At 65.9% G+C, this 18,902-nt stretch carries 14 protein-coding genes and 1 pseudogene; 10 read left to right on the top strand and 5 right to left on the bottom strand.

All coding sequences use genetic code 11. The features are described from left to right. The first annotated feature begins 13 nt into the window (after positions 1-13). The 6 genes from ATI53_RS16810 to ATI53_RS16780 all read left to right on the top strand — a co-directional run bounded on the left by ATI53_RS16810 (position 14) and on the right by ATI53_RS16780 (position 6,441). Positions 14-1,732 carry a bifunctional sulfate adenylyltransferase/adenylylsulfate kinase gene (locus ATI53_RS16810; protein ID WP_009506369.1) on the top strand — a complete coding sequence of 573 codons (1,719 nt, stop codon included), beginning with the start codon at positions 14-16 and terminating at the stop codon, positions 1,730-1,732. A 288-nt stretch (positions 1,733-2,020) separates the two neighbouring features. Next, complete coding sequence (locus ATI53_RS16805) at positions 2,021-2,380, top strand: VPLPA-CTERM sorting domain-containing protein (protein ID WP_111550921.1); 360 nt, start codon at positions 2,021-2,023, stop codon at positions 2,378-2,380. A 797-nt stretch (positions 2,381-3,177) separates the two neighbouring features. Continuing rightward, a complete protein-coding gene (locus ATI53_RS16795; protein WP_009506373.1) occupies positions 3,178-3,915 on the top strand; it encodes a class II aldolase/adducin family protein in 738 nt (245 codons plus the stop codon). Between the two features lie 119 nt (positions 3,916-4,034). After that, positions 4,035-4,553, top strand: coding sequence for a flavin reductase (locus ATI53_RS16790; RefSeq protein WP_111550919.1), 519 nt, complete (start codon positions 4,035-4,037; stop codon positions 4,551-4,553). 168 nt (positions 4,554-4,721) lie between these two features. Continuing rightward, complete coding sequence (locus ATI53_RS16785; RefSeq protein WP_111550929.1) at positions 4,722-6,008, top strand: flavin-containing monooxygenase; 1,287 nt, start codon at positions 4,722-4,724, stop codon at positions 6,006-6,008. 16 nt (positions 6,009-6,024) lie between these two features. Continuing rightward, positions 6,025-6,441, top strand: coding sequence for a RidA family protein (locus ATI53_RS16780; protein WP_009506376.1), 417 nt, complete (start codon positions 6,025-6,027; stop codon positions 6,439-6,441). 78 nt (positions 6,442-6,519) lie between these two features. Here ATI53_RS16780 and ATI53_RS16775 read toward each other — a convergent pair whose 3' ends face one another. The 3 genes from ATI53_RS16775 to ATI53_RS16765 all read right to left on the bottom strand — a co-directional run bounded on the left by ATI53_RS16775 (position 6,520) and on the right by ATI53_RS16765 (position 14,159). Beyond that, a complete protein-coding gene (locus ATI53_RS16775; protein WP_111550918.1) occupies positions 6,520-7,467 on the bottom strand; it encodes a LysR family transcriptional regulator in 948 nt (315 codons plus the stop codon). Between the two features lie 96 nt (positions 7,468-7,563). Then, the gene (locus ATI53_RS16770) at positions 7,564-12,360 is read right to left on the bottom strand and encodes a translocation/assembly module TamB domain-containing protein (protein ID WP_111550917.1); all 4,797 of its coding nucleotides are present in this window, start codon (positions 12,358-12,360) and stop codon (positions 7,564-7,566) included. Then, positions 12,357-14,159 carry an autotransporter assembly complex protein TamA gene (locus ATI53_RS16765; protein WP_009506379.1) on the bottom strand — a complete coding sequence of 601 codons (1,803 nt, stop codon included), beginning with the start codon at positions 14,157-14,159 and terminating at the stop codon, positions 12,357-12,359. Before ATI53_RS16765 ends, ATI53_RS16770 begins: the two co-directional genes overlap by 4 nt. Positions 14,160-14,503: 344 nt before the next feature. Between ATI53_RS16765 and ATI53_RS16760 the strand changes: the two genes are divergently transcribed. Continuing rightward, positions 14,504-15,403, top strand: coding sequence for an NAD-dependent epimerase/dehydratase family protein (locus ATI53_RS16760; protein ID WP_240778618.1), 900 nt, complete (start codon positions 14,504-14,506; stop codon positions 15,401-15,403). A gap of 6 nt (positions 15,404-15,409) precedes the next feature. Here the strand turns inward: ATI53_RS16760 and ATI53_RS16755 are convergent, their stop codons facing one another. After that, positions 15,410-17,185, bottom strand: coding sequence for a DNA polymerase III subunit gamma/tau (locus ATI53_RS16755; protein ID WP_111550915.1), 1,776 nt, complete (start codon positions 17,183-17,185; stop codon positions 15,410-15,412). A 34-nt stretch (positions 17,186-17,219) separates the two neighbouring features. Between ATI53_RS16755 and ATI53_RS16750 the strand changes: the two genes are divergently transcribed. After that, the gene (locus tag ATI53_RS16750) at positions 17,220-17,888 is read left to right on the top strand and encodes a protein-tyrosine phosphatase family protein (RefSeq protein ID WP_311136007.1); all 669 of its coding nucleotides are present in this window, start codon (positions 17,220-17,222) and stop codon (positions 17,886-17,888) included. 42 nt (positions 17,889-17,930) lie between these two features. On the opposite strand, the gene ATI53_RS16745 is transcribed toward ATI53_RS16750, so the two are convergent. Further along, complete coding sequence (locus ATI53_RS16745; RefSeq protein WP_276613122.1) at positions 17,931-18,113, bottom strand: integrase core domain-containing protein; 183 nt, start codon at positions 18,111-18,113, stop codon at positions 17,931-17,933. A 154-nt stretch (positions 18,114-18,267) separates the two neighbouring features. On the opposite strand from ATI53_RS16745, the gene ATI53_RS23660 reads away from it, so the two are divergent. Together ATI53_RS23660 and ATI53_RS24465 are read left to right on the top strand one after the other, a co-directional pair. Further along, positions 18,268-18,423, top strand: coding sequence for a hypothetical protein (locus ATI53_RS23660; RefSeq protein ID WP_190323962.1), 156 nt, complete (start codon positions 18,268-18,270; stop codon positions 18,421-18,423). 217 nt (positions 18,424-18,640) lie between these two features. Further along, positions 18,641-18,902: pseudogene (locus ATI53_RS24465) on the top strand (hypothetical protein); the annotation flags it as partial.

Genomic DNA, 18,902 nt, shown 5'->3' with positions numbered 1-18,902 from the left:
GAGAGACTTGTTCATGACCATGTCCGCCAACCTTGCTCCGATCACAGAGCTTTATGTGTCCTACGACAGCGCCCAGAAACTGAAAGTGGAGGCGGCGGACCTCGTTTCGCACGATCTGTCACCGCGCCAGATTTGCGATCTGGAACTGTTGATGAATGGCGGGTTTTATCCGCTCAAGGGTTTCCTGCCCGAGGCCGACTACGATGGTGTCGTCGACAACATGCGTCTGGCGGACGGCACCCTGTGGCCGATGCCGATCACCCTGGACGTGTCCGAAGCCTTTGCCGAAAAGATCGAGATCGACCAGGATATTGCGCTGCGCGACCAGGAAGGCGTCATCCTTGCCACCATGACGGTCACTGACAAATGGGTGCCGAACAAGGCGCTTGAGGCCGAAAAGGTGTTTGGCGCCGATGACGACGCTCACCCGGCCGTGAACTACCTGCACAACACCGCCGGAAACGTGTACCTTGGCGGGCCGATCACCGGCATTCAGCAGCCGGTGCATTACGATTTCCGCGCCCGCCGCGACACGCCCAACGAGCTGCGCGCCTTCTTCCGCAAGATGGGCTGGCGCAAGGTGGTGGCATTCCAGACGCGCAACCCGCTGCACCGTGCCCACCAGGAACTGACCTTCCGTGCCGCGCGCGAATCCGAGGCGAACCTGCTGATCCACCCGGTCGTCGGCATGACCAAGCCCGGCGATGTCGATCACTTCACCCGCGTGCGCTGCTACGAGGCGGTTCTTGACAAGTACCCGCAATCGACCACCACCATGTCGCTGCTGCCGCTTGCCATGCGCATGGCCGGCCCGCGTGAAGCAGTCTGGCACGGTCTGATCCGCAAGAACCACGGCGTGACCCACTTCATCGTCGGTCGCGACCACGCGGGCCCCGGCAAAAACAGCCAGGGCGAGGATTTCTATGGCCCCTATGACGCCCAGGACCTGTTCCGCGAGCATGAGGCGGAAATGGGCATCGAAATGGTGCCGTTCAAACACATGGTCTATGTGCAGGAGCGCGCCCAGTACGAGCCCAATGACGAGATCGCCGACAAGGACAGCGTCACGATCCTGAACATCAGCGGCACCGAGCTGCGTCGTCGTCTGCAAGAGGGCCTTGAGATCCCGGAATGGTTCTCTTTTCCCGCGGTGGTCAAGGAACTGCGCCGCACCAAACCGCCGCGCTCGAACCAGGGCTTCACCGTGTTCTTCACCGGCTTTTCCGGGTCGGGCAAGTCGACCATCGCCAATGCTCTGATGGTCAAGCTGATGGAAATGGGGGGCCGTCCGGTGACGCTGCTGGATGGCGACATCGTGCGCAAGAACCTGTCGTCCGAGCTTGGCTTTTCCAAGGAACACCGCGATCTGAACATCCGTCGCATCGGCTATGTCGCATCGGAAATCACCAAGAACGGCGGCATCGCGATCTGTGCGCCGATCGCGCCCTACGCGAATACCCGCCGTGCGGTGCGCGAGGATGTCGAGCAGTTCGGCGCCTTCGTCGAGGTCCACGTCGCGACGAGCATCGAGGAATGCGAACGCCGCGACCGCAAGGGCCTGTACAGGCTGGCGCGTGAGGGAAAGATCAAGGAATTCACCGGGATTTCCGACCCCTACGATGTTCCGCAAAACCCCGAGCTGAGTGTGGAGACTGAGAATGTAGATGTCGACAATTGCGCCCATCAGGTGGTTCTGAAGCTGGAAAGCATGGGCTTGATCGCCGGGCACTAGGGTGCTTGTCGGCATTACCGTCGAAACATCGCCCCGCGCTGGACTTGCGCGGGGCTTTTTTCTGGCACCATGACGTTTGGGCCGCAATCCGAACGCTGGCATGTGAACCGCACCAACGTACTCTTGAACTTGCGGCGCGTTTTCCGGCGTCAGCCTGATCGCCTCGGTCAGCTTTTTCGTATCGGACGAATCCCCCCAGCGGCTTTGCGGACAGCGTCTGCCGGATGCGCCTGTCAACGGCGGCCACTGGGCTTGCGACGATGAACCACATCTAGGGGCTCCGATGCGGTGGTCTTCGACACGATCACGCTGAACGGCGTGCTGGCAGGCGGTTCGGAAATCACTTTCGCCGGTCTGTTCGATTACGTTTCGACGCCGGGTGATCTGCTGATGGAAATGCAGTTTCTCTCGGGCGCACGGATGTCGACGACTCTGAGCTACAACAGAAATTCAAACACCGAAAGGGTATCGCCGCCTCTATGCTTTGACGGCTGCGACACCGGCTATACCCCGCCGGATTATGGAAACCTGACCAGCTTCGAGACCATCACGACCTCGGCCGTGCCGGTGCCCGCCGGGGTCTGGATGCTTGGTCTTGGCCTGGCCGGGCTTGGGGCGCTGCGTCGCGGGCGGCGGCCTTCGGCCTGATCCTTCGCGATACCGCTTCCGGCCTGGGCACCCCCCGCCCGGTCGGGGGCTCGATCACGGTCGCCGTCCTTGACGATTTGCGCTGCGGTTCGGACCTGCGGAAACCCTGTTCGCCGGAAGCCGTCGCCGGTCTGCGGCGTCCCATGGGGCGGCACTGCGCCCGCGTTGCGCACCGCGTTCCCTGATGGGTTCGAGGCCGAGACCGGCACCAATGTCGTGTCGATCGCGCAAGCGTCCATCCCGGCCCCGGATCACGCTGCCGGTGGATGCCGAAAGCTATATCCCGGGGGCGATGACCGCGCCGGACCAGGTCAAACCGCTGACGGCAAGGCCGGAATACGCCGCGCCGCCGGATCCGGGGGACAGGCCGACCTGCCGGAGGGGGGGGCGGAATGTGGAAAGCTGTCCCGGTCGCCGCGGGTCTGTCCGATCATCGGGGCGGGCGCCTCTGAGGCCGGTCTGCGATTTCCCGTCGAAACCGCCGAGGGGGTGTTTGGCGTGGCGATGGGCATCGGCGTTCCCGACCCAGGCCCGCGTCACGCCAGCGATGCGCAAGGCCGGGCTGGCCAGGGCGGTCATCTCCGGTTTCCCGTAAAACGTCGAGGACCTTACCGTTGCCCTGTTTTTGGGCGGTGGGCTGAAAACAACGCTTTGCCCACTGATGCAGGACAGCGTAAACCTGCAAACGACACCGATCATTGCGGCCGCCTCTGTTGTCGTGCTGCGGATCGTGCTGATCTTGTTCGGCGCGACGGAGCTGGCGCAGTCCCGGCGCGCGCCCAGGAAAGGATAAATGGATGGACGCACGCGTAGACATCACTGACGAAACCCAGGCGCGCATCGACCTTGCCGCCGCCCTGCGCATGACCGCGCGGGCCGACATGCACGAGGCGGTCGCCAACCATTATTCCGTCGCGCTCAGCGCCGACGGGATGCGGTTTCTCATCAACCCCAAGTGGATGCACTGGAGCCGGGTCAAGGCATCGGACATGATCCTTGTCGATCTGAACGAGGGCACCGACCATCCGCGCGTCGATCACACCGCGATGAAGATCCACGGCCAGGTGCACAAGCTTTGCCCCGCCGCGCGGGTTGTGATGCACCTGCATCCGATCACCACCACGGCGCTGGCGTCGATCGACCCGCCGGGGATGCCGGCCATCGACCAGAATTCGGCGCGCTATCACAACCGGCTGGCGGTCGATCTGGGCTATGGCGGCATGGCCAATTCCGACGCCGAAGGCGCGCGTCTCGCGGGCCTTCTGGGCAACAAGTCGCGGCTGTTGATGGGCAATCACGGTGTGATGATTACCGCGCCGACCGTGGCCGAGGCCTGGGACGACATCTATACCTTCGATCGCGCGGCCAAGATCGTCGTGGCCGCGATGTCCACCGGGCGCCCGCTGCTGACCCTGGGCGAAGCCGAGGCCGAACAGACCGCGCAGGACTGGGAAGAGATCGTCGACTTCTCGACTGCCCATTTCGAAGAGATGAAGCTGATTCTGGATGCGCAATGCCCGGACTATCGCGAGTGAACCGTTCGACGGCGGGGCATTCCGCGTGCCCTGCTGTATCGCGCGCCTATATGCCAGTATGACGACACGGGGGGCGCCGCCCGACGGGCCCTTCGACACTGGCTGGAAAGTAAAGACACATGACCGACACTGCATCCCCCGAAACCTCCGACCGCGTGACCGTCTCGCAGGCGCTGTTCCGTGACGGCATGGCGCGTCTTGCGGGCGCGGTGAACATCGTGACAACAGACGGGCCGGGCGGCAAGGCGGGGCTGACCGCCTCGGCTGTCTGTTCGGTGACCGATACGCCACCGACGCTGCTGGTCTGCGTCAACCGATCTACCTCGGCCGCGCCTGCGTTTCTGGAAAACGATGCGGTCTGCATCAACACGGTGGGACCGGCGCATCAGGACCTGGCGATGATCTTTGGCGGCAAGAAACCGATGGCGGAACGCTTTGCCGCGGCCGATTTCAGCACCGGGGCATCGGGCGCGCCGGTGCTTAGGGACGCGGCGGTCAGCTTCGATTGCCTGGTGTCCCAGCGGGCTGTGGTCGGCACGCATGAGGTGATCTTTTGCGAGGTGGTCGAGATGACACAAGCCGCCGATGCCACGGGCCTTGCCTATTTCGCCCGCAAATTCCACGAGCTCGGCGACTGAGCGCACGCGGCTTTCATGCAAAACGGCATGGCTTTGGGGGGGGGGGGATGGTTCGGGCTTCGGCTCAGCCTAAGCCGTGCTGCAAGACATATTAATTTTCCTGAGGTCGCCGTACGTTTATGACCGGACTGCCGGGTCCGGGATAACCACAGGAAAGGGATGTGCGACATGCCAGTCGAAACCATTGATACCGTCGTCGTTGGCGGCGGGCAGGCGGGCATCGCCATGTCCGAGCATCTGGGCCGCGCGAACGTGCCGCATCTTGTGCTGGAACGTGCCCGCATTGCCGAACGCTGGCGGTCCGAACGCTGGGATTCTCTGGTGACCAACGGCCCCGCCTGGCACGATCGCTTCCCCGGCGCGCATTTCCCCGGTGGCCCAGAGGATTTTGTTCCCAAGGAAACCGTCGCCGACTATTTCGTCGATTATGCCCATCAGATCGCCGCGCCGATGCGATGCGGGGTCGAGGTTCGCAAGGTGTCCAAACAGCCCGGCCAGCGTGGCTTTCGCGTGGAAACCTCGCACGGCGATTACAGCGCGCTGAATGTGGTCGCCGCAACCGGCCCGTTCCAGAAACCGGTGGTGCCGCATCTGATCGAAGCCGGCGCGCCCGTGCTTCAGCTGCATTCCAACGGATACCGCAACCCCGAGGCCCTGCCCGAAGGCGCGGTTCTGGTGGTCGGTGCTGGTTCGTCCGGCGTGCAGATCGCGGATGAGCTGAACCGCGCGGGGCGCAAGGTCTACCTGTCGGTCGGCCCGCATGACCGCCCGCCGCGCGCCTACCGCGGGCGCGACTTTGTCTGGTGGCTGGGCGTCCTTGGCCTGTGGGATCTCGCGACCCCGCCCGAGGGCGCCGAACACGTCACAATCGCCGTCAGCGGCGCGCAGGGCGGCGAGACCGTCGATTTTCGCCGCCTTGCCAACGAAGGCGTCACCCTGCTGGGCCGCACCGTAAGCTATGCGGACGGCGCGCTGGGCTTTCTGGACAACGTGGCGCAAATGGTGAACGCGGGCGACGCGAACTATCTTGCGCTGCTGGATGCCGCCGATGCCTATGTGGCGCGCAACGGGCTGGACCTGCCCGAAGAACCGCAGGCACGCGTCATCCGCCCCGATCCCGACTGCCTGACCAACCCGATCACCACGCTGGATCTGGCGGGGGCGGGCATCGGATCGGTGATCTGGGCCACCGGCTATGTGCAGGATTACGGCTGGCTGGACGTGCCGACCTTTGATGCCGCAGGCAAGCCGCTGCACCGCCGGGGCGTGTCCGAGGAACCGGGGATCTATTTTCTGGGACTGCCGTGGCAATCGCGGCGGGGGTCCAGCTTTATCTGGGGCGTGTGGCATGATGCGCGGCATGTGGCCGATCAGATCGCCATCCGTCAGGCCTATTTCGATTATCATGCCAGCGCCGACGCCGACGCACAGACCTCCGCCGCGGCGCAGGCCTGACACACAGGAGACCCAAGTGGCACACACGCGCATCCGCAAGTTCAATACCAGCGACACCTACCCCGAACAGAACCTCGACAATGACCTGTGTCAGGCCGTTGTGACGCAAGGCGGCAAGACGGTGTATCTGCGGGGGCAATGCCCGCAGAACCTGGACGATGCCAAGACCATCGAAAGCCATGATCCGGTGGAACAGACCCACAAGGTGATGCAGAACATCCGCCAGCTGATCGAAGAGGCGGGCGGCCGCATGGAGCATCTGGTCAAGGTCGTCGTCTACATCACCGACGTGCGCCACCGCGAGGCGGTGTACCGGACCATGGGCGAATACATCAAGGGCGTGCACCCGGTGTCGACCGGCCTTGTGGTCACTGCGCTGGCCCGCCCCGACTGGCTGGTCGAAATCGACGGCACGGCGGTCATTCCGGACTGACCGACCCGCATCGCAAGCGCCCGTTCCGCGCCCCTTCAAAGGCGGGTTCGGCCGCGTCTGCACGGGAGGGCCGCCGGCTTAGCGCACCCGCCTGGGGTCCAGGATCGGCGGTTCCATCCCGGGAATGTAGCCATCGGAAATCAGCGCGGCGCAATGGTCCATGAAGGTGGACACCAGCCGCGTCGGCGCCTGCCGGGCGACGCGCAGCAGCCCCAGCCGCACCGGCTTGTGATCGCCCGCGATGCGCAGCCGACGCACCGACTTGCCGTCCAGCGCCAGCGTCGATCTGGGCCGGATGTTGGCGATGGAATAGCCAAAGCGGTTTGCCACCATGGTGCGGATCACGTCCTGCTGTTGCAGGCGGGCTCCGATCCTGGGGGTCAGCCCCATCCGGGCAAACAGCGCTAGGAAATAGTCGCGCGAGATCGGCAGGTCGAGCAGGATCAGGTTCTGTTCTGCCAGCTCTTGCAGCGTGACGGCGGTTTCCTGCGCCAGCGGGTCGTTTGCGCCGATCAGCGCGTGGGGGGGAAGTTCGGCCAGTGGGACGAATTCGTATTCGTCCGGCAGGTGCAGATCGTAGCTGAGCGCGATGTCCAGCTCGGCCCGTTCCAGATCGTGCAGCAGTTTTTCGTGGTCGCTAACCTGCGGCATCACCCGCACGCCGGGATACTCGGTGGAAAAACTGTGCGTCACCTCGGGCAGCACCATCGGCGCAAAGGTCACGAGGCAGCCCAGCGACAAGGTGCCGCGCACCGTATCCGTGGCCTCGGATGCGGCGAGGTACAGGCGCTGCGCCTGATCCATCAGCTGTTTTGCTTCGACCAGAAGTTCGCGCCCGGTCCGGGTCAGCGACAGGCCTTGCGCGTGGCGGCGCAGGAACAGCTGCGCGCCAAGTTCGGCTTCCAGTTGCGAAATCGCCGTGGAAATCGACGGCTGCGAGATATTGATCCGCTCGGCCGCAAGGGTGATCGACCCCGCCTCGGCGGTGGCGATGAAATATTCGATCTGTCGCAGGGTGTAACGCATGCGGTCTGGATGCGCCTTTGGCACGGCTCGGGCAAGGGCAGAATGGCCCCGGCGGGGCAGGGGCAGGGGGCGGTCTGGCGCGTCCGCCCCGCCCGTTCAGTAGTCTTTCTCGTAGAACACGCCGACGCCGCTGTTCCCGGTCGATGACACGATGCCGCGCGCCTTGAGATTGCGCCGCAGCTGGATGTTGAGATTGACCGAGGTTTCACCCGAGCTGTCCACTTCGACATCGGTATAGATCTGGTCGGTGATGTACTTGCCAAGGCTCAGCGCCGCATTGCCTTCGGCGTCGGTGGTCACGTCCAGATCGTCCAGGCCGAACCCCTGCCGGAGGTTGCCCACAATGCCGGCGCCGCCCTTGCCCGCAAGAGTGTTGACCGCCGCCGCGATTTGCAGCGCCTGAAACGCCGACAGCTCGCTGACGTCGCGTCCGAAGAGCAGAAGCGCCAGCACCTCTTCCTCGGGACGCGAGGGGCTTGAGCTGAACGCGACCTCAGGCGAGGTCGCCTCGCCGGTGACAGACACGGTGATGTCGACGTCATTGGCCTGCGTGGTTGCCTCGACGTCGATGGTGGGGATGAAATTGCCGGTCATGCGCAGGATCGCCTTGTCCAGCGTCAGGCGCTGCCCAAGAATGTCCAGCCGGCCCCGGATCAGGTCGAACCGACCGTCGGGGATGATGTCGGCGGTGGTGCCGCGCAATGTGAGCGTGCCCCCCAGCTCCGCATCCAGCCCGCGCCCGCGTACGAAGATCTGCGAGGGCGCCCGGATCGTCAGGTTCAGCGGCAACACATAGGCAGGGCCCTGTCTGTCGCGCTGGGCCTGGTCCAGCAATCCGGCGCGGTCGCGGGTCCGGCGTACATCGGCGGGTTCGGCGATATGCGTCAGGGTAAAGCTGCGGCTGCCCGGCCCAAGGCCGGTCTCGGGAATGCGGATTTCGGCCTGTTCGATCAGAATGTCGCCGCCGATGGCGGGGCCAGTCAGCAAGGGCCCCTGAACGGTGACGGTGCCGCCCGCTGTGGCCTGATACAGGCGTCGGTCCTGCAACAGCAGGTCGTTCAGTTGCACAGCAAGGTCGGCGCGGTAGGGGGCGGTCAGCCCGATGGTGCCGGTGGTGGTGAACGTGCCGCTGGTGGACAACCCCCCGTTCAGCGTCAGTTGCACCTGCCCGCCGCCAAGCCGCGCGGCCAGATCCAGCCCGGACAGCGACAGCGCTGGACCCGGCAGGACCATATCCGCACCGTTCACCGTGACGGTGCCCGACAGCGACGACACCGCCAGCGGGCCGTTCAGCGCCAGGTTCAGCTGCGCGGTGCCGCTCAGCAGATTGGGCTCGATGAAGGTATTGGCAAGGTCCAGCGGCGCGGTCCCGTCGATATCGAGGTTGCCGCTGTCAAACGCCCGCGCAAGGCTGCCCGAGATCGTGGCCCGCGAGCCGCCCGGTGCGGTGATCGACGTGTTCACCTGATACGGGCCGCTGCCCGTCGCGCCGATGGTGCCTTGGGCGGTGGCCCGGCCGGGCAGTTGCGGCACGATAACGCCCAGATTGGCCAGGGCCAGGTCAAACGTCAACTGGCTGCCTCCCTGCGCATCCAGACTGCCGCTTGCGTTTGCGGTGATCTGTCCGGTGGTCACATCCAGCCGGTTCACGGTGATGGTGCCCGCAGCGTCCCGGCTGGCCGATACGACGGCGCGTCCGCTGCCGCCGATCAGCGCATCCGCCGCCGCAATGCCCAGCCCAAGGTCCTGCGTCGTGATGGCGCCGTCCGCGCTGAACGCCCCGCTGGCGGGGGTATAGCTGCCGGTGCCGTCGAAATTAAGCGACCCGCGCAGGTTCTGACCCGTCAGCGGCGCCAGCGCCGACAGCCTGTCCGCCCCGGCGGTGCCGTCAAAGCCGACGGTGCCGATACCACCCGCGTCGGTCTTGGCTGCTGTCACCGTGCCATTGGCGCGGGTCTGACCGGGACCCGATGCGGTGAAGTCCAGCAGGTAGGCATCCGCGCCTTCGGTCAGCGTGCCCATGACATTGGCACTGCCCGACGTGCCGGGGGCGGCAAGGGACAGATCTGGCAGCGTCAGGTCGAAGGTGGCGCGCGAGGCGCCGGTGGCCACAGAGCCTTCGGCGGTCATCCTGATGCCCGGCCCGTCCACTTGCGCCTGGTTGATGACGATCCCGTCCGCGTCGCGCACCACGTCCACCTCGGCGGTGGTGGTGCCCGCAAGCAGGCCGTCCACCTGGGAAATCCCGACCCTGAGGTCGGCGGTGACAAGCGAGCCTTTGCTTTCGAAGAACCCGTTGGCGAACGTATAGCCGCCTGTTCCATCGAAGCTGAGACTGCCGCCAAGCTCGCGCCCGACCAGTTCGGAAAACGCGTCAAGGTCGTGCGCATCGGCCTTGCCGTCGAAACCGACACGCGCGATCGACCCGTCGGCCGCCTTGTCTGCGGTCACGGTGCCGTCGATGCGGGTGTCTCCGGGGCCGGCCGCGGTCAGGTCCAGCGTGTAGGTGCCGGCGTCCTCGATCAGCGTGCCCTGCGCGGACAGCACCCCGGACGCGCCGGGCGCCACGATGGACAGGTCCGGCAGTGTGATGTCGAAACTGGCGCGGCTGTCGCCGGTCAGGATCGTGCCGCTGGCGTTGGCGCGGATGCCGGGGCCGGCGATGCGCCCGGTGTTGATGATGATGCCGGTTTCGTCGCGCAGCACGTCGACCTCGGCGCGGGTTGTTCCGGTCAAAAGCCCGTCGACCTGCGGAATGCCGACCGCCAGATCCTGCGTCACGAGCGATCCCCGGGCGTCGAAATATCCGCTGCCGAACGTGTAGCTGCCCGCGCCGTCAAAGCGCAGCGCCCCGTCCAGATCGCGCTGCGCCAGCGCGGCAAAGGCCGACAGGTCGTCGATCACCGTGTTGCCGGTAAAGCCCGCGCCGCCGATGCTGCCGTTCTCGGCCTTGGCCGCGGTCAGCACGCCATCCATGCGCATGCCGCCCGGCCCGGCGGCGGTCAGGTCGAGCGCATAGGCGGCTTCGCCTTCCTGAATCGTGCCCTGCGCGGACAGAGCGCCGCTGGCGCCGTCCTGCACCAGCGACAGGTCTGGCAGCGTGATGTCAAAGCGTCCGGAACTTTGCCCGGTAGCCAGCCGCCCGCTGGCGTCCAGTTGGATCGCCTGACCGTCGATCACGGCCTGGCGGACCGACAGGCCGGATTCATTGCGCGCGACGGCCAGATCGACCGCGACCTCGCCGGTCAAAAGCCCGTCAAGCTGCGCGGTCCCGGTCACCAGATCGGTGGTGATGCCGTTTGCCGTCAGGTCGAACCGCCCCGAGACCGGTTCGTAATCGCCCGCGACGGCAAGGGTCGCAGCCCCGCCCAGCGTGCGGTTGGCCAGGCCAGAAAACCGGTCCAGCCCCTGGATGTTGGCGCGCAGGTCGGGCGAAACCGTCGGGTCCGCACCCTGCGTGAGCCCGGAGAACTCCACACCGCCTTCGATGCGCACGCCCGCGCCGTTCAGGTCGATATCTGACAGGCGCAGCGGCGCGCCTACCTGCCAGTCGATATCCAGACGGCCGGTCAGCACATCGCCCGCCGCCTGCGACAGCGACGCATCGGCAAAGTCCAGCCCGGAGGCATCAAGGGTCAGACGACCCGCGACCTGTCCCGGCAGGGGGCTGTCGGTGTTGGGCGACAGGGTGGCGATCAGGTCGATACGGGCCTCGTTCAGGGTCATCTCGGGGCGCTCGACGCCGCTTGCCCGCACCGATAGCACAAGGTCGTCGCCCTGCGCGCGGTCATAGCTCAGCGTCAACGTGGCGCCATCCACCCGCGTGACATCCGAGGTGAACGCAAGCGTCACCGGTTGGCCGTCATCCGATGCGATGCGCCCGTCCAGGTCCAGCCTTTCCGGCCAGCCGTCCGCACCGATGCGGATGGCGCCGTCCAGCGTCATCTGCGCGGCGGTCAGTTGCAGCCTGTCCAGATCCAGCGCGCCGGCAGAGTCCATCATGCCGCTGGCCACAAGCGTCTGGGTTTCGCCGAGAATGGCGCGTTGCTCTTGCGGCAGAAAGGGGCGCAGATCGCCGGACAGATCCGCGGCAAAGCGGCGCCCGCCATTGTCGGCGCCCTGCAGCCTGACCTGACCTGTCAGCCGGTCGGTGCCGTCCGAGGCAAGCCGGATGTCGGCGGCGAAATCGTCAAGCGGGCCGTTACCCTGCACGTCAAGCAGCAGGGCGGGGGCGCCGGGCAGGCCCAGCCTGGTGGCCAGCAGCCCGCCCGCCGCCTCGTCCAGCGTCAGGTTCAGCGAAAGCACCTCGGTTTCATTGGCATAGCTGCCCGAGAGCTGGACAGAATCCGATCGTTCATCGACACGCTGAAGCGACAGCTCGACCGTGCCGTCACCGCCCGCAAGCTGCGCGGCACCTTCGATCCGCGCGGCCAGCGCCTCGCCGATCACCGGCTGTCCCAGTTCCAGCCGGTCGATGGCAAACCGCCCGATATTCACCGAAACCGGCAGATCGGGCAGCGAAAACGCGGTGCCCGATGCTTCGGGGTCGGGCAGATCGCCGTTGCCCGCAGGCAGCCGGTCGATCGCCAGCCGCGCGGCGGACAGTTCCTCGACCTGGACGCGACCGGTCAGCAGGGCCGTGCGCGACCAGTCCAGCGTGGCGTTTTCCAGCGTCAGCCATATGCCCTGGTCGTCCGCGATGGTCATCCGCTCCAGCGTCGCCTCGGAGCTGAGCGCCCCGCGAAAGCCGCTGACGTTCACGGTCATGCCATCCGAGGACAGCGCGTTTTCGATCAGCCGCTCAAGCGCGGTGCCACCGTCGTCGCCATCCTGCGCCAAGGCAGGGGCCGACAGGCAAAACAGCAGGGAAAGAAGAAGAAGGAACCGTTTCAAAATGCCTGACCTATGCCAATGTAAAGTTGCACGCCCTTGCCGGTGTCGCCCGATGTCGGCCCCGCGACATCGACACGCAGCGGTCCGATGCCGGTCTTGTAGCGCAAGCCAAGGCCCGCGCCCGAATGCCAGTCGCCGTCGCCCCCCGGCGCGGTGCCCTCGCCGATGAACCCGGCATCGGCAAAGGCCACCATCTGAAAGTTGTCGCCCACGTCCTGGCGCAATTCGCCTGACAGCCCCAGGAAACTGCGCCCGCCGGTTTCGTCGCCATCGCCCAGATCGACCGTCAGCGACTGGTAGGGCTGGCCGCGCACCGACCCGGCGCCGCCCGAATAGAACAGGTATTCGGGCTGGGTGTCTTCCAGTTCCGGCCCCATCACCGACCCGACCTGAAGCCGGCCGGCCAGCACCGTGCCCTCGTCGGCGCCAAAGCCGTAATAACCCCGCATGTCGGAATATAGCCGCGCCCCGTTGCCGGAGCCGGTGAGGTTGACGAAGGGCGTGAAGTCTGTATCGGCGTACCAGCCCGATTTCGGGTCCAGATCGTCGTCGCGGCGGTCCCAGGTCAGCGAGGTCGGCACGGTGAACAACAGGAAATCGCGGTAGCCCAGATCGTCGTCGACCTCGGAATAGCGCAGCCCAAGCCCCAGCGAGCCGGTCAGCTCGTCGCTGAAACGCCGTGAGATGCCCGCAGACAGCTCGACGCTGTTGGCCAGATAGGCCGGTTCGTTTTCAGACGACAGTTCGAACTGGAAATAGGCGGTGGTGTCGGGGTCCCAGATCGCCACGGCGGCGGGGATTTCAAGCCGCGCGGTCAGGCTGGCGTCGATCTGGTCGGTCTGGTTCGAGATGTCCGAAACCTCGGCATCGACCCGGAAGCGCTCGGCCCCGCCCAGAAAATTGCGGTGCAGCCAGTAGGTCGTCAGCGCCAGCCCCTCAAGCGACGACACCTCGGCGCCAAACCCGATGCGGCGGGGCTTGGCGTCTTCGACGCTGAGCAGCATGTCGAGCGAGCCGTCGGCGTTTGGCGTTTCCGCCTCGCGCAGGGTGACGGTGCTGAACGCGCCGGTGGTGGTCAGGCGGCGCACGGCGTCGTCGACCTCATCGGGGTCGAACACCTCGCCCGTGGGGAGGCCGGCGATACGGCGGCGCGCGGCGTTGCGCACGTTGCTGTCGCTGATGCTGCGAAGCGCGCCGAAGGTCAGGCGCGGGCCTGGGGCGAGGGTCATCGCAACATCCAGTCGGCTGGCGCGGTGGTCGGCGGTGACCTGCTCGCCGGCGATCTCGGCCTTGGCATGGCCAAGCTGGCGCCAGCCCTCGATACCCGCGTCGGCGGCATCGCCCACAACCCCCGCCCGCGCCACTTCGCCGGTGGCAAACCCGTCCGGCAGGTCGGTTTCGGGCGCGATCGGCGCGATAACGGCCCGGCCGAAATCAAAGCGCGGCCCCTGATCGACCCGCACCAGAACCTTGCCCACGGTGCCGGGGGTTTCGAGCAGGGGAATATCCGACGCCTCGCGCCCGTCGATGGTGATGCTGACGGTGCCGCCGTAATACCCGGCGTCATAGAGCGTTTCAATCAGGATGCCGTAATCCGACAGCGCCGCAGCCACGATGTCCTGCCCGGTCACCCGTTCTTCGTTCTCGGCGGCGGACAGCGCGGAATAGGCCTTGATGTCCGCCCTCAGGTCCTCGTTCATTCCTGGTGTGGAATATTCCAGATCGTCAAGAGCGGCGGCGGGGCCGGTGACAAGAGCGAGGGTAATGCCGAGGGCGGCATGGCGGCGCCTGGGGGTCACTGCGGTCGTCCTTTGTAGGGCCCCGAAATGGGCGTGGCGCGCCGGGACAGGCGCAAGGAGTGAGTCTAGGCCAGACATACGGCCATTTCCAGCATCGGCGCGAAGATGGCGCGGCGCGCCCTGCTTGCCGGTGCCGGCGTCGCATGCACGACACAGCACGATCACGGCGCCGCGACTTGCCTGCCCTCACAGGGCGCAGTATCCCGGCACGGCGGGGCAGGCCCGCGGATTTCACGCCGCAAACCGGCAGGAGGCGCCATGCCTGACATTATCGTGAACGGACGCCGCCGGACCCGAACATGCGCGGCGGCGCTGTTCCGGCCGGTCGGCGGGAAGCCGGCGGCATGACCGTTTACGTCACCGGCAGTTCGGGGGTTCTGGGCTTCGAGATCCTGTCGCATCTGCACGATGCCGGGATTGCCGCAAGCGGCGTGGCGCGCAAGCCGCTGCCGCTGCGCAACGGACAATTGCGCCAGATCTCGACCCCCGAAGTGCTGCGGGCAGGCTGGCTGCCCGGACGGGCCGATGCCACCATCGTGCATTGCGCGGGGCTGGCCAGCCCGCGCGTGCATTTCAACGATTTCGCCGAATTGTCGCGGCGTGACATCGAACCGCAGATCCGCTTTGCCGAGCTGCTGGTGGCCAAGGGTTGGCGCGGACACATGATTTATCTGTCCTCGGCGGGCGTTTACGGCGACAGCGCCAGCCTGCCGATCCCCGAGGACACGCCGCTGGCGGCCAAAAGCTGGTACGCGTTGCAAAAGATGTCGGTCGAGCAAGGGCTTTCGCTGCTGGCACAACGCCATGGGTTCCGGCTGACGATTCTGCGGGTGGCCAATGTCTACGGGGCGGCGCTGGCCGGGCCGACGTTCGGCGTGGTGACAATTCTGCTGGACGCGCTGCGCACGGGCAAGGCGTTCCGGCTGTTTGGCGGGGGCACGTCGCTGCGCGACTACATCCACGCCTCGGACTTCTGCGCGGCGGTGGAACGGTGTTGCCGCACACCCCCGCGCGGCCCGGTCACCGTGCTGAACCTTGGCACGGGCGAGGGCACTTCGCTGGCGTCCCTGATTGAATTGCTGCCACGCGTCGCGGGCGGGACGCTGAACATCGTGCATCAGCCCCAGGACGGCGAAGTTGCGTCAAGCGTGCTGGACATCTCGCGCACGCGGGCGGTTCTGGGCTGGGCGCCGGCGGTCGGCCTGGAAGAAGGGCTGCGCCGCACGGTGGCGGTCACGCGCTGACGGCTGTCAGTCTTCTTCGAAGGGGTCCCACTCGTCCTCGACCTCGGGGAGGGCCTCGGCAACGGCGGCCTGGCTCACGGCCTCGGGGGTGCGCACGCTGAGGATCTCGGCGTCGGGAAAGATCGCAAGCGTCGCCCTGACCAGCGGATGGCCCGCGGCCTCGGCCTTGAGCGCAAGTTCTTCGGCGTGGTCCTTTTCATAGATCGTGGGCGTGTCGCAGCCGTTGACCAGCGTGACGGCCCAGCGATTGCCGGTCCAGCGTTGCAGCGCGCTGCCAAGACGCTGGGCAAGGTCGGCGGGGGCGCCGTCCGCCGGGGTGAATTCGATCCGTCCGGGCTGATAGGAGGCAAGCCGGACATGGCGTTCCACCTGCGCCTGCAGCAGCCCGTCGCGATTGGCGCGGATCAGCTCGATCACATGTTCAAAACTGGGGAACCGCGCCAGCGACTGATCGGCGGCAAGCGCCCTGACGGCGCCGCCGTGATGGGCGACGGGCCCAGAGGGGGCAGGATGGGTGGGCACGGGGCCGCCCATGGCGGTGGTCCCGCCCATCGCAGTCGTCGTGGCCTGTCGGGTGCCGCCATCGGGGCCGGGGGCCGGCGGAACGGGCGTGTCCTGCAACTTGCGGATCAATTCTTCGGGTGACGGCAGTTCGGCCACATGGGTCATGCGGATCACCGCCATTTCGGCGGCCATCATGGCATTGGGGGCCTGCGCGACCTCGTCAAGCGCCTTGAGCAGCATCTGCCACATGCGCGTCAGCCCGCGCATCCCCAGATTGGCGGCAAGCGTCTGGCCGCGCAGCCGTTCATCCGGGCCGATGGTCGGGTCGTCGGCGGCATCAGGCGTGATCTTGACCACCGAGATCCAGTGCGTCAGTTCGGCCAGATCGCGCAGCACCGCCAGCGGGTCGGCCCCGTCGGCATATTGTTCGGACAGTTCGGTCAGCGCGCCGGGGGCATCGCCGCGCATGATCTTTTCGAAAAGATCCATGACCCGGCCGCGGTCGGCAAGCCCCAGCATGGCGCGCACCTGTTCGGCGCCGGTTTCCCCGGCGCCGTGGCTGATCGCCTGATCCAGCAGCGAGGTGGCATCGCGGGCCGACCCTTCGGCGGCGCGGGTGATCAGCGCCAGTGCGTCATCGGTGATGTCGGCGGTTTCCGACGTGGCGATCTTGCGCAGCAGGGCGATCATCACCTCGGGTTCGATCCGCCGAAGGTCGAACCGCTGGCACCTGCTGAGCACGGTGACCGGAACCTTGCGGATCTCGGTCGTGGCAAAGATGAATTTCACATGCGCCGGGGGTTCTTCGAGGGTCTTGAGCAGGGCGTTGAACGCGTTGGTCGACAGCATGTGCACTTCGTCGATGATATAGATCTTGTAGCGCGCCGACGCCGCCCGGTAGTGCACAGAGTCGATGATCTCGCGGATGTCGCCGACGCCGGTGTTGGACGCGGCGTCCATCTCCATCACGTCGACATGGCGGCCTTCCATGATCGCGCGGCAATGTTCACAGGTCCCGCAGGGTTCGGTGGTGGGGCCGCCGGTGCCGTCGGGCCCGATGCAATTCATACCCTTGGCAATGATCCGGGCCGTGGTGGTCTTTCCGGTGCCGCGGATGCCGGTCATGATGAAGGCCTGCGCGATCCGCCCGGCCTTGAAGGCGTTCTTGAGCGTGCGCACCATGGCGTCCTGACCGACGAGATCGGCAAAGGTCTCGGGGCGGTACTTGCGGGCAAGAACCTGGTATCTGGTACCTTCCTGGGGCGATTGCTCGGACATGGGGACCTTCCGGGTGACGGGACAGGCCCAAGGTATGCGCCCCGAGGGCAGAGGTAAACCGGGCGCCACGCAAATAGCGAAGATGCAGGACAACGGTCAGGGGACCGGCGAAAAGGGTTCGCAAGGCAGCCCGAATCGTGCAGCCTGTGCCGACCCTCGTTCGGAAAAGGCGCCCCAAATGTTCATGCTGCACGCGCTGCGGGTTTCCGACGGCATCCTTGCGCTTTCAGCCCTGCCCGGCGGCGACGGGGATCTTGCCGGGGACCTTCAGCATGTGTCGGACTGGCAACCTTCTGTGGTGCTTGCCTTGGTGACGGCGGATGAACTTGCCGCGGCGGGCGCGCGCGATTTCGGGGTCTTCGTCGCCGATCATGGTGCCAGATGGGAGCACCTTCCCATTCGCGATTTTGGCATACCCGACGATGTATTCGAGCAGCGTTGGACGGGGGTAAGCCGCGTCATTCACAACGTTCTTGAAGGTGGAGGGCGGGTGTTGGTGCAGTGTCGGGGAGGCTGCGGTCGATCCGGAATGGTCGTGTTGCGGCTGATGACCGAGGCGGGCGAAGCGCCGGGTGATGCGCTTGCCCGTCTGCGGTCGGTTCGCCCCTGTGCCGTCGAAACCCAGGAGCAGATGACCTGGGCGATGGCTATCCCCCGAAAAAACGGTGCAGTTCCTGCGAGGCCGCGCCTGAGCCTGCTCTGACCCCAAATCCGGCGCGCCGGAAGCTGGAGTTTTCCGGCCGTTTCACGGTGACGCGCTGGCTGCGCCATCGGGATAATACATGGTGATCGGGACGTTGTATCCGGTCGCGCTATGGGGGAGATCTTTGTGATAATGTCTGCGCCAATCCCCCAGATTTTCGCGCGCATCTGCAAGGCTCATGAACAGGTGCTCATTCCGGCACTCGGTCTTGGGGAGCAATTGCACCAGGCCACCATCGGGCTGTTCGCGGTCCCGCAGCGTCAGCGCCCGTTACATCCTGAGCCACGGCTTCGTCAGAAAGGGCGGGATCGCCGACATTTGCGTCCGTCACCTGCGTGTGGACGTCGAACCGACCACCCGCGAGCGCGCAGAGCGGGTCATGGCGCAGCGGGATCTGGCGCAGCGGGATCCGGATATATCCGACACGGTGCCGAGGAAATCCGGGGGCTTCAAAGCCGTCCAGGCCCTGTGTCACGCCAGGCGCCGCAAGCTTGTCCGGATGATCGAACAGCGCATGGGCATGGCCCGCGGATGATGCGGTTCCGTTGCGCGCCGTTGCCAATATCCCCTCCACGACGTGCTGACCGGTGAGGCTAGCTGTTTAGTCCCAGCGTGTGATGGTCTACTTATCTGTGACCATGGGAAGGACGCCTTATGGGACAAATTCTTCACGGCAGCGCCACGCACTGTTACCCGGCAGGCGATTTGCAAGGCAAATCTGCCGAGAGGGCACGCACGCGGTCCGAGCAGCGATACAGCGATCCATTGGCTGGCAGTCGTTTGCGCAGCACAACGATGAGAAGCGCAAGCTTCGCTCGCGCAGCTGAGCATGGAGTTGGGCATCACTCCCAAAACCGTCGCGAAGTGGCGTAAGCGTGCGACGGTGGAGCGCCTGAAGACCGATCCAAAGAAGCCGCGTTCAACCGTTCTCACTGAAGCTGAGGAGGCAATTCCTCGCATTCCGACGGCACACGCTGCTGCCGCTGGACGATTGCCTCTATGCCCTTCAGCCAT

The sequence above is a fragment of the Salipiger aestuarii genome (genome assembly GCF_003259905.1).
GTDB lineage: Bacteria > Pseudomonadota > Alphaproteobacteria > Rhodobacterales > Rhodobacteraceae > Salipiger > Salipiger aestuarii.
This window is presented reverse-complemented; position numbering and strand designations above follow the sequence as displayed.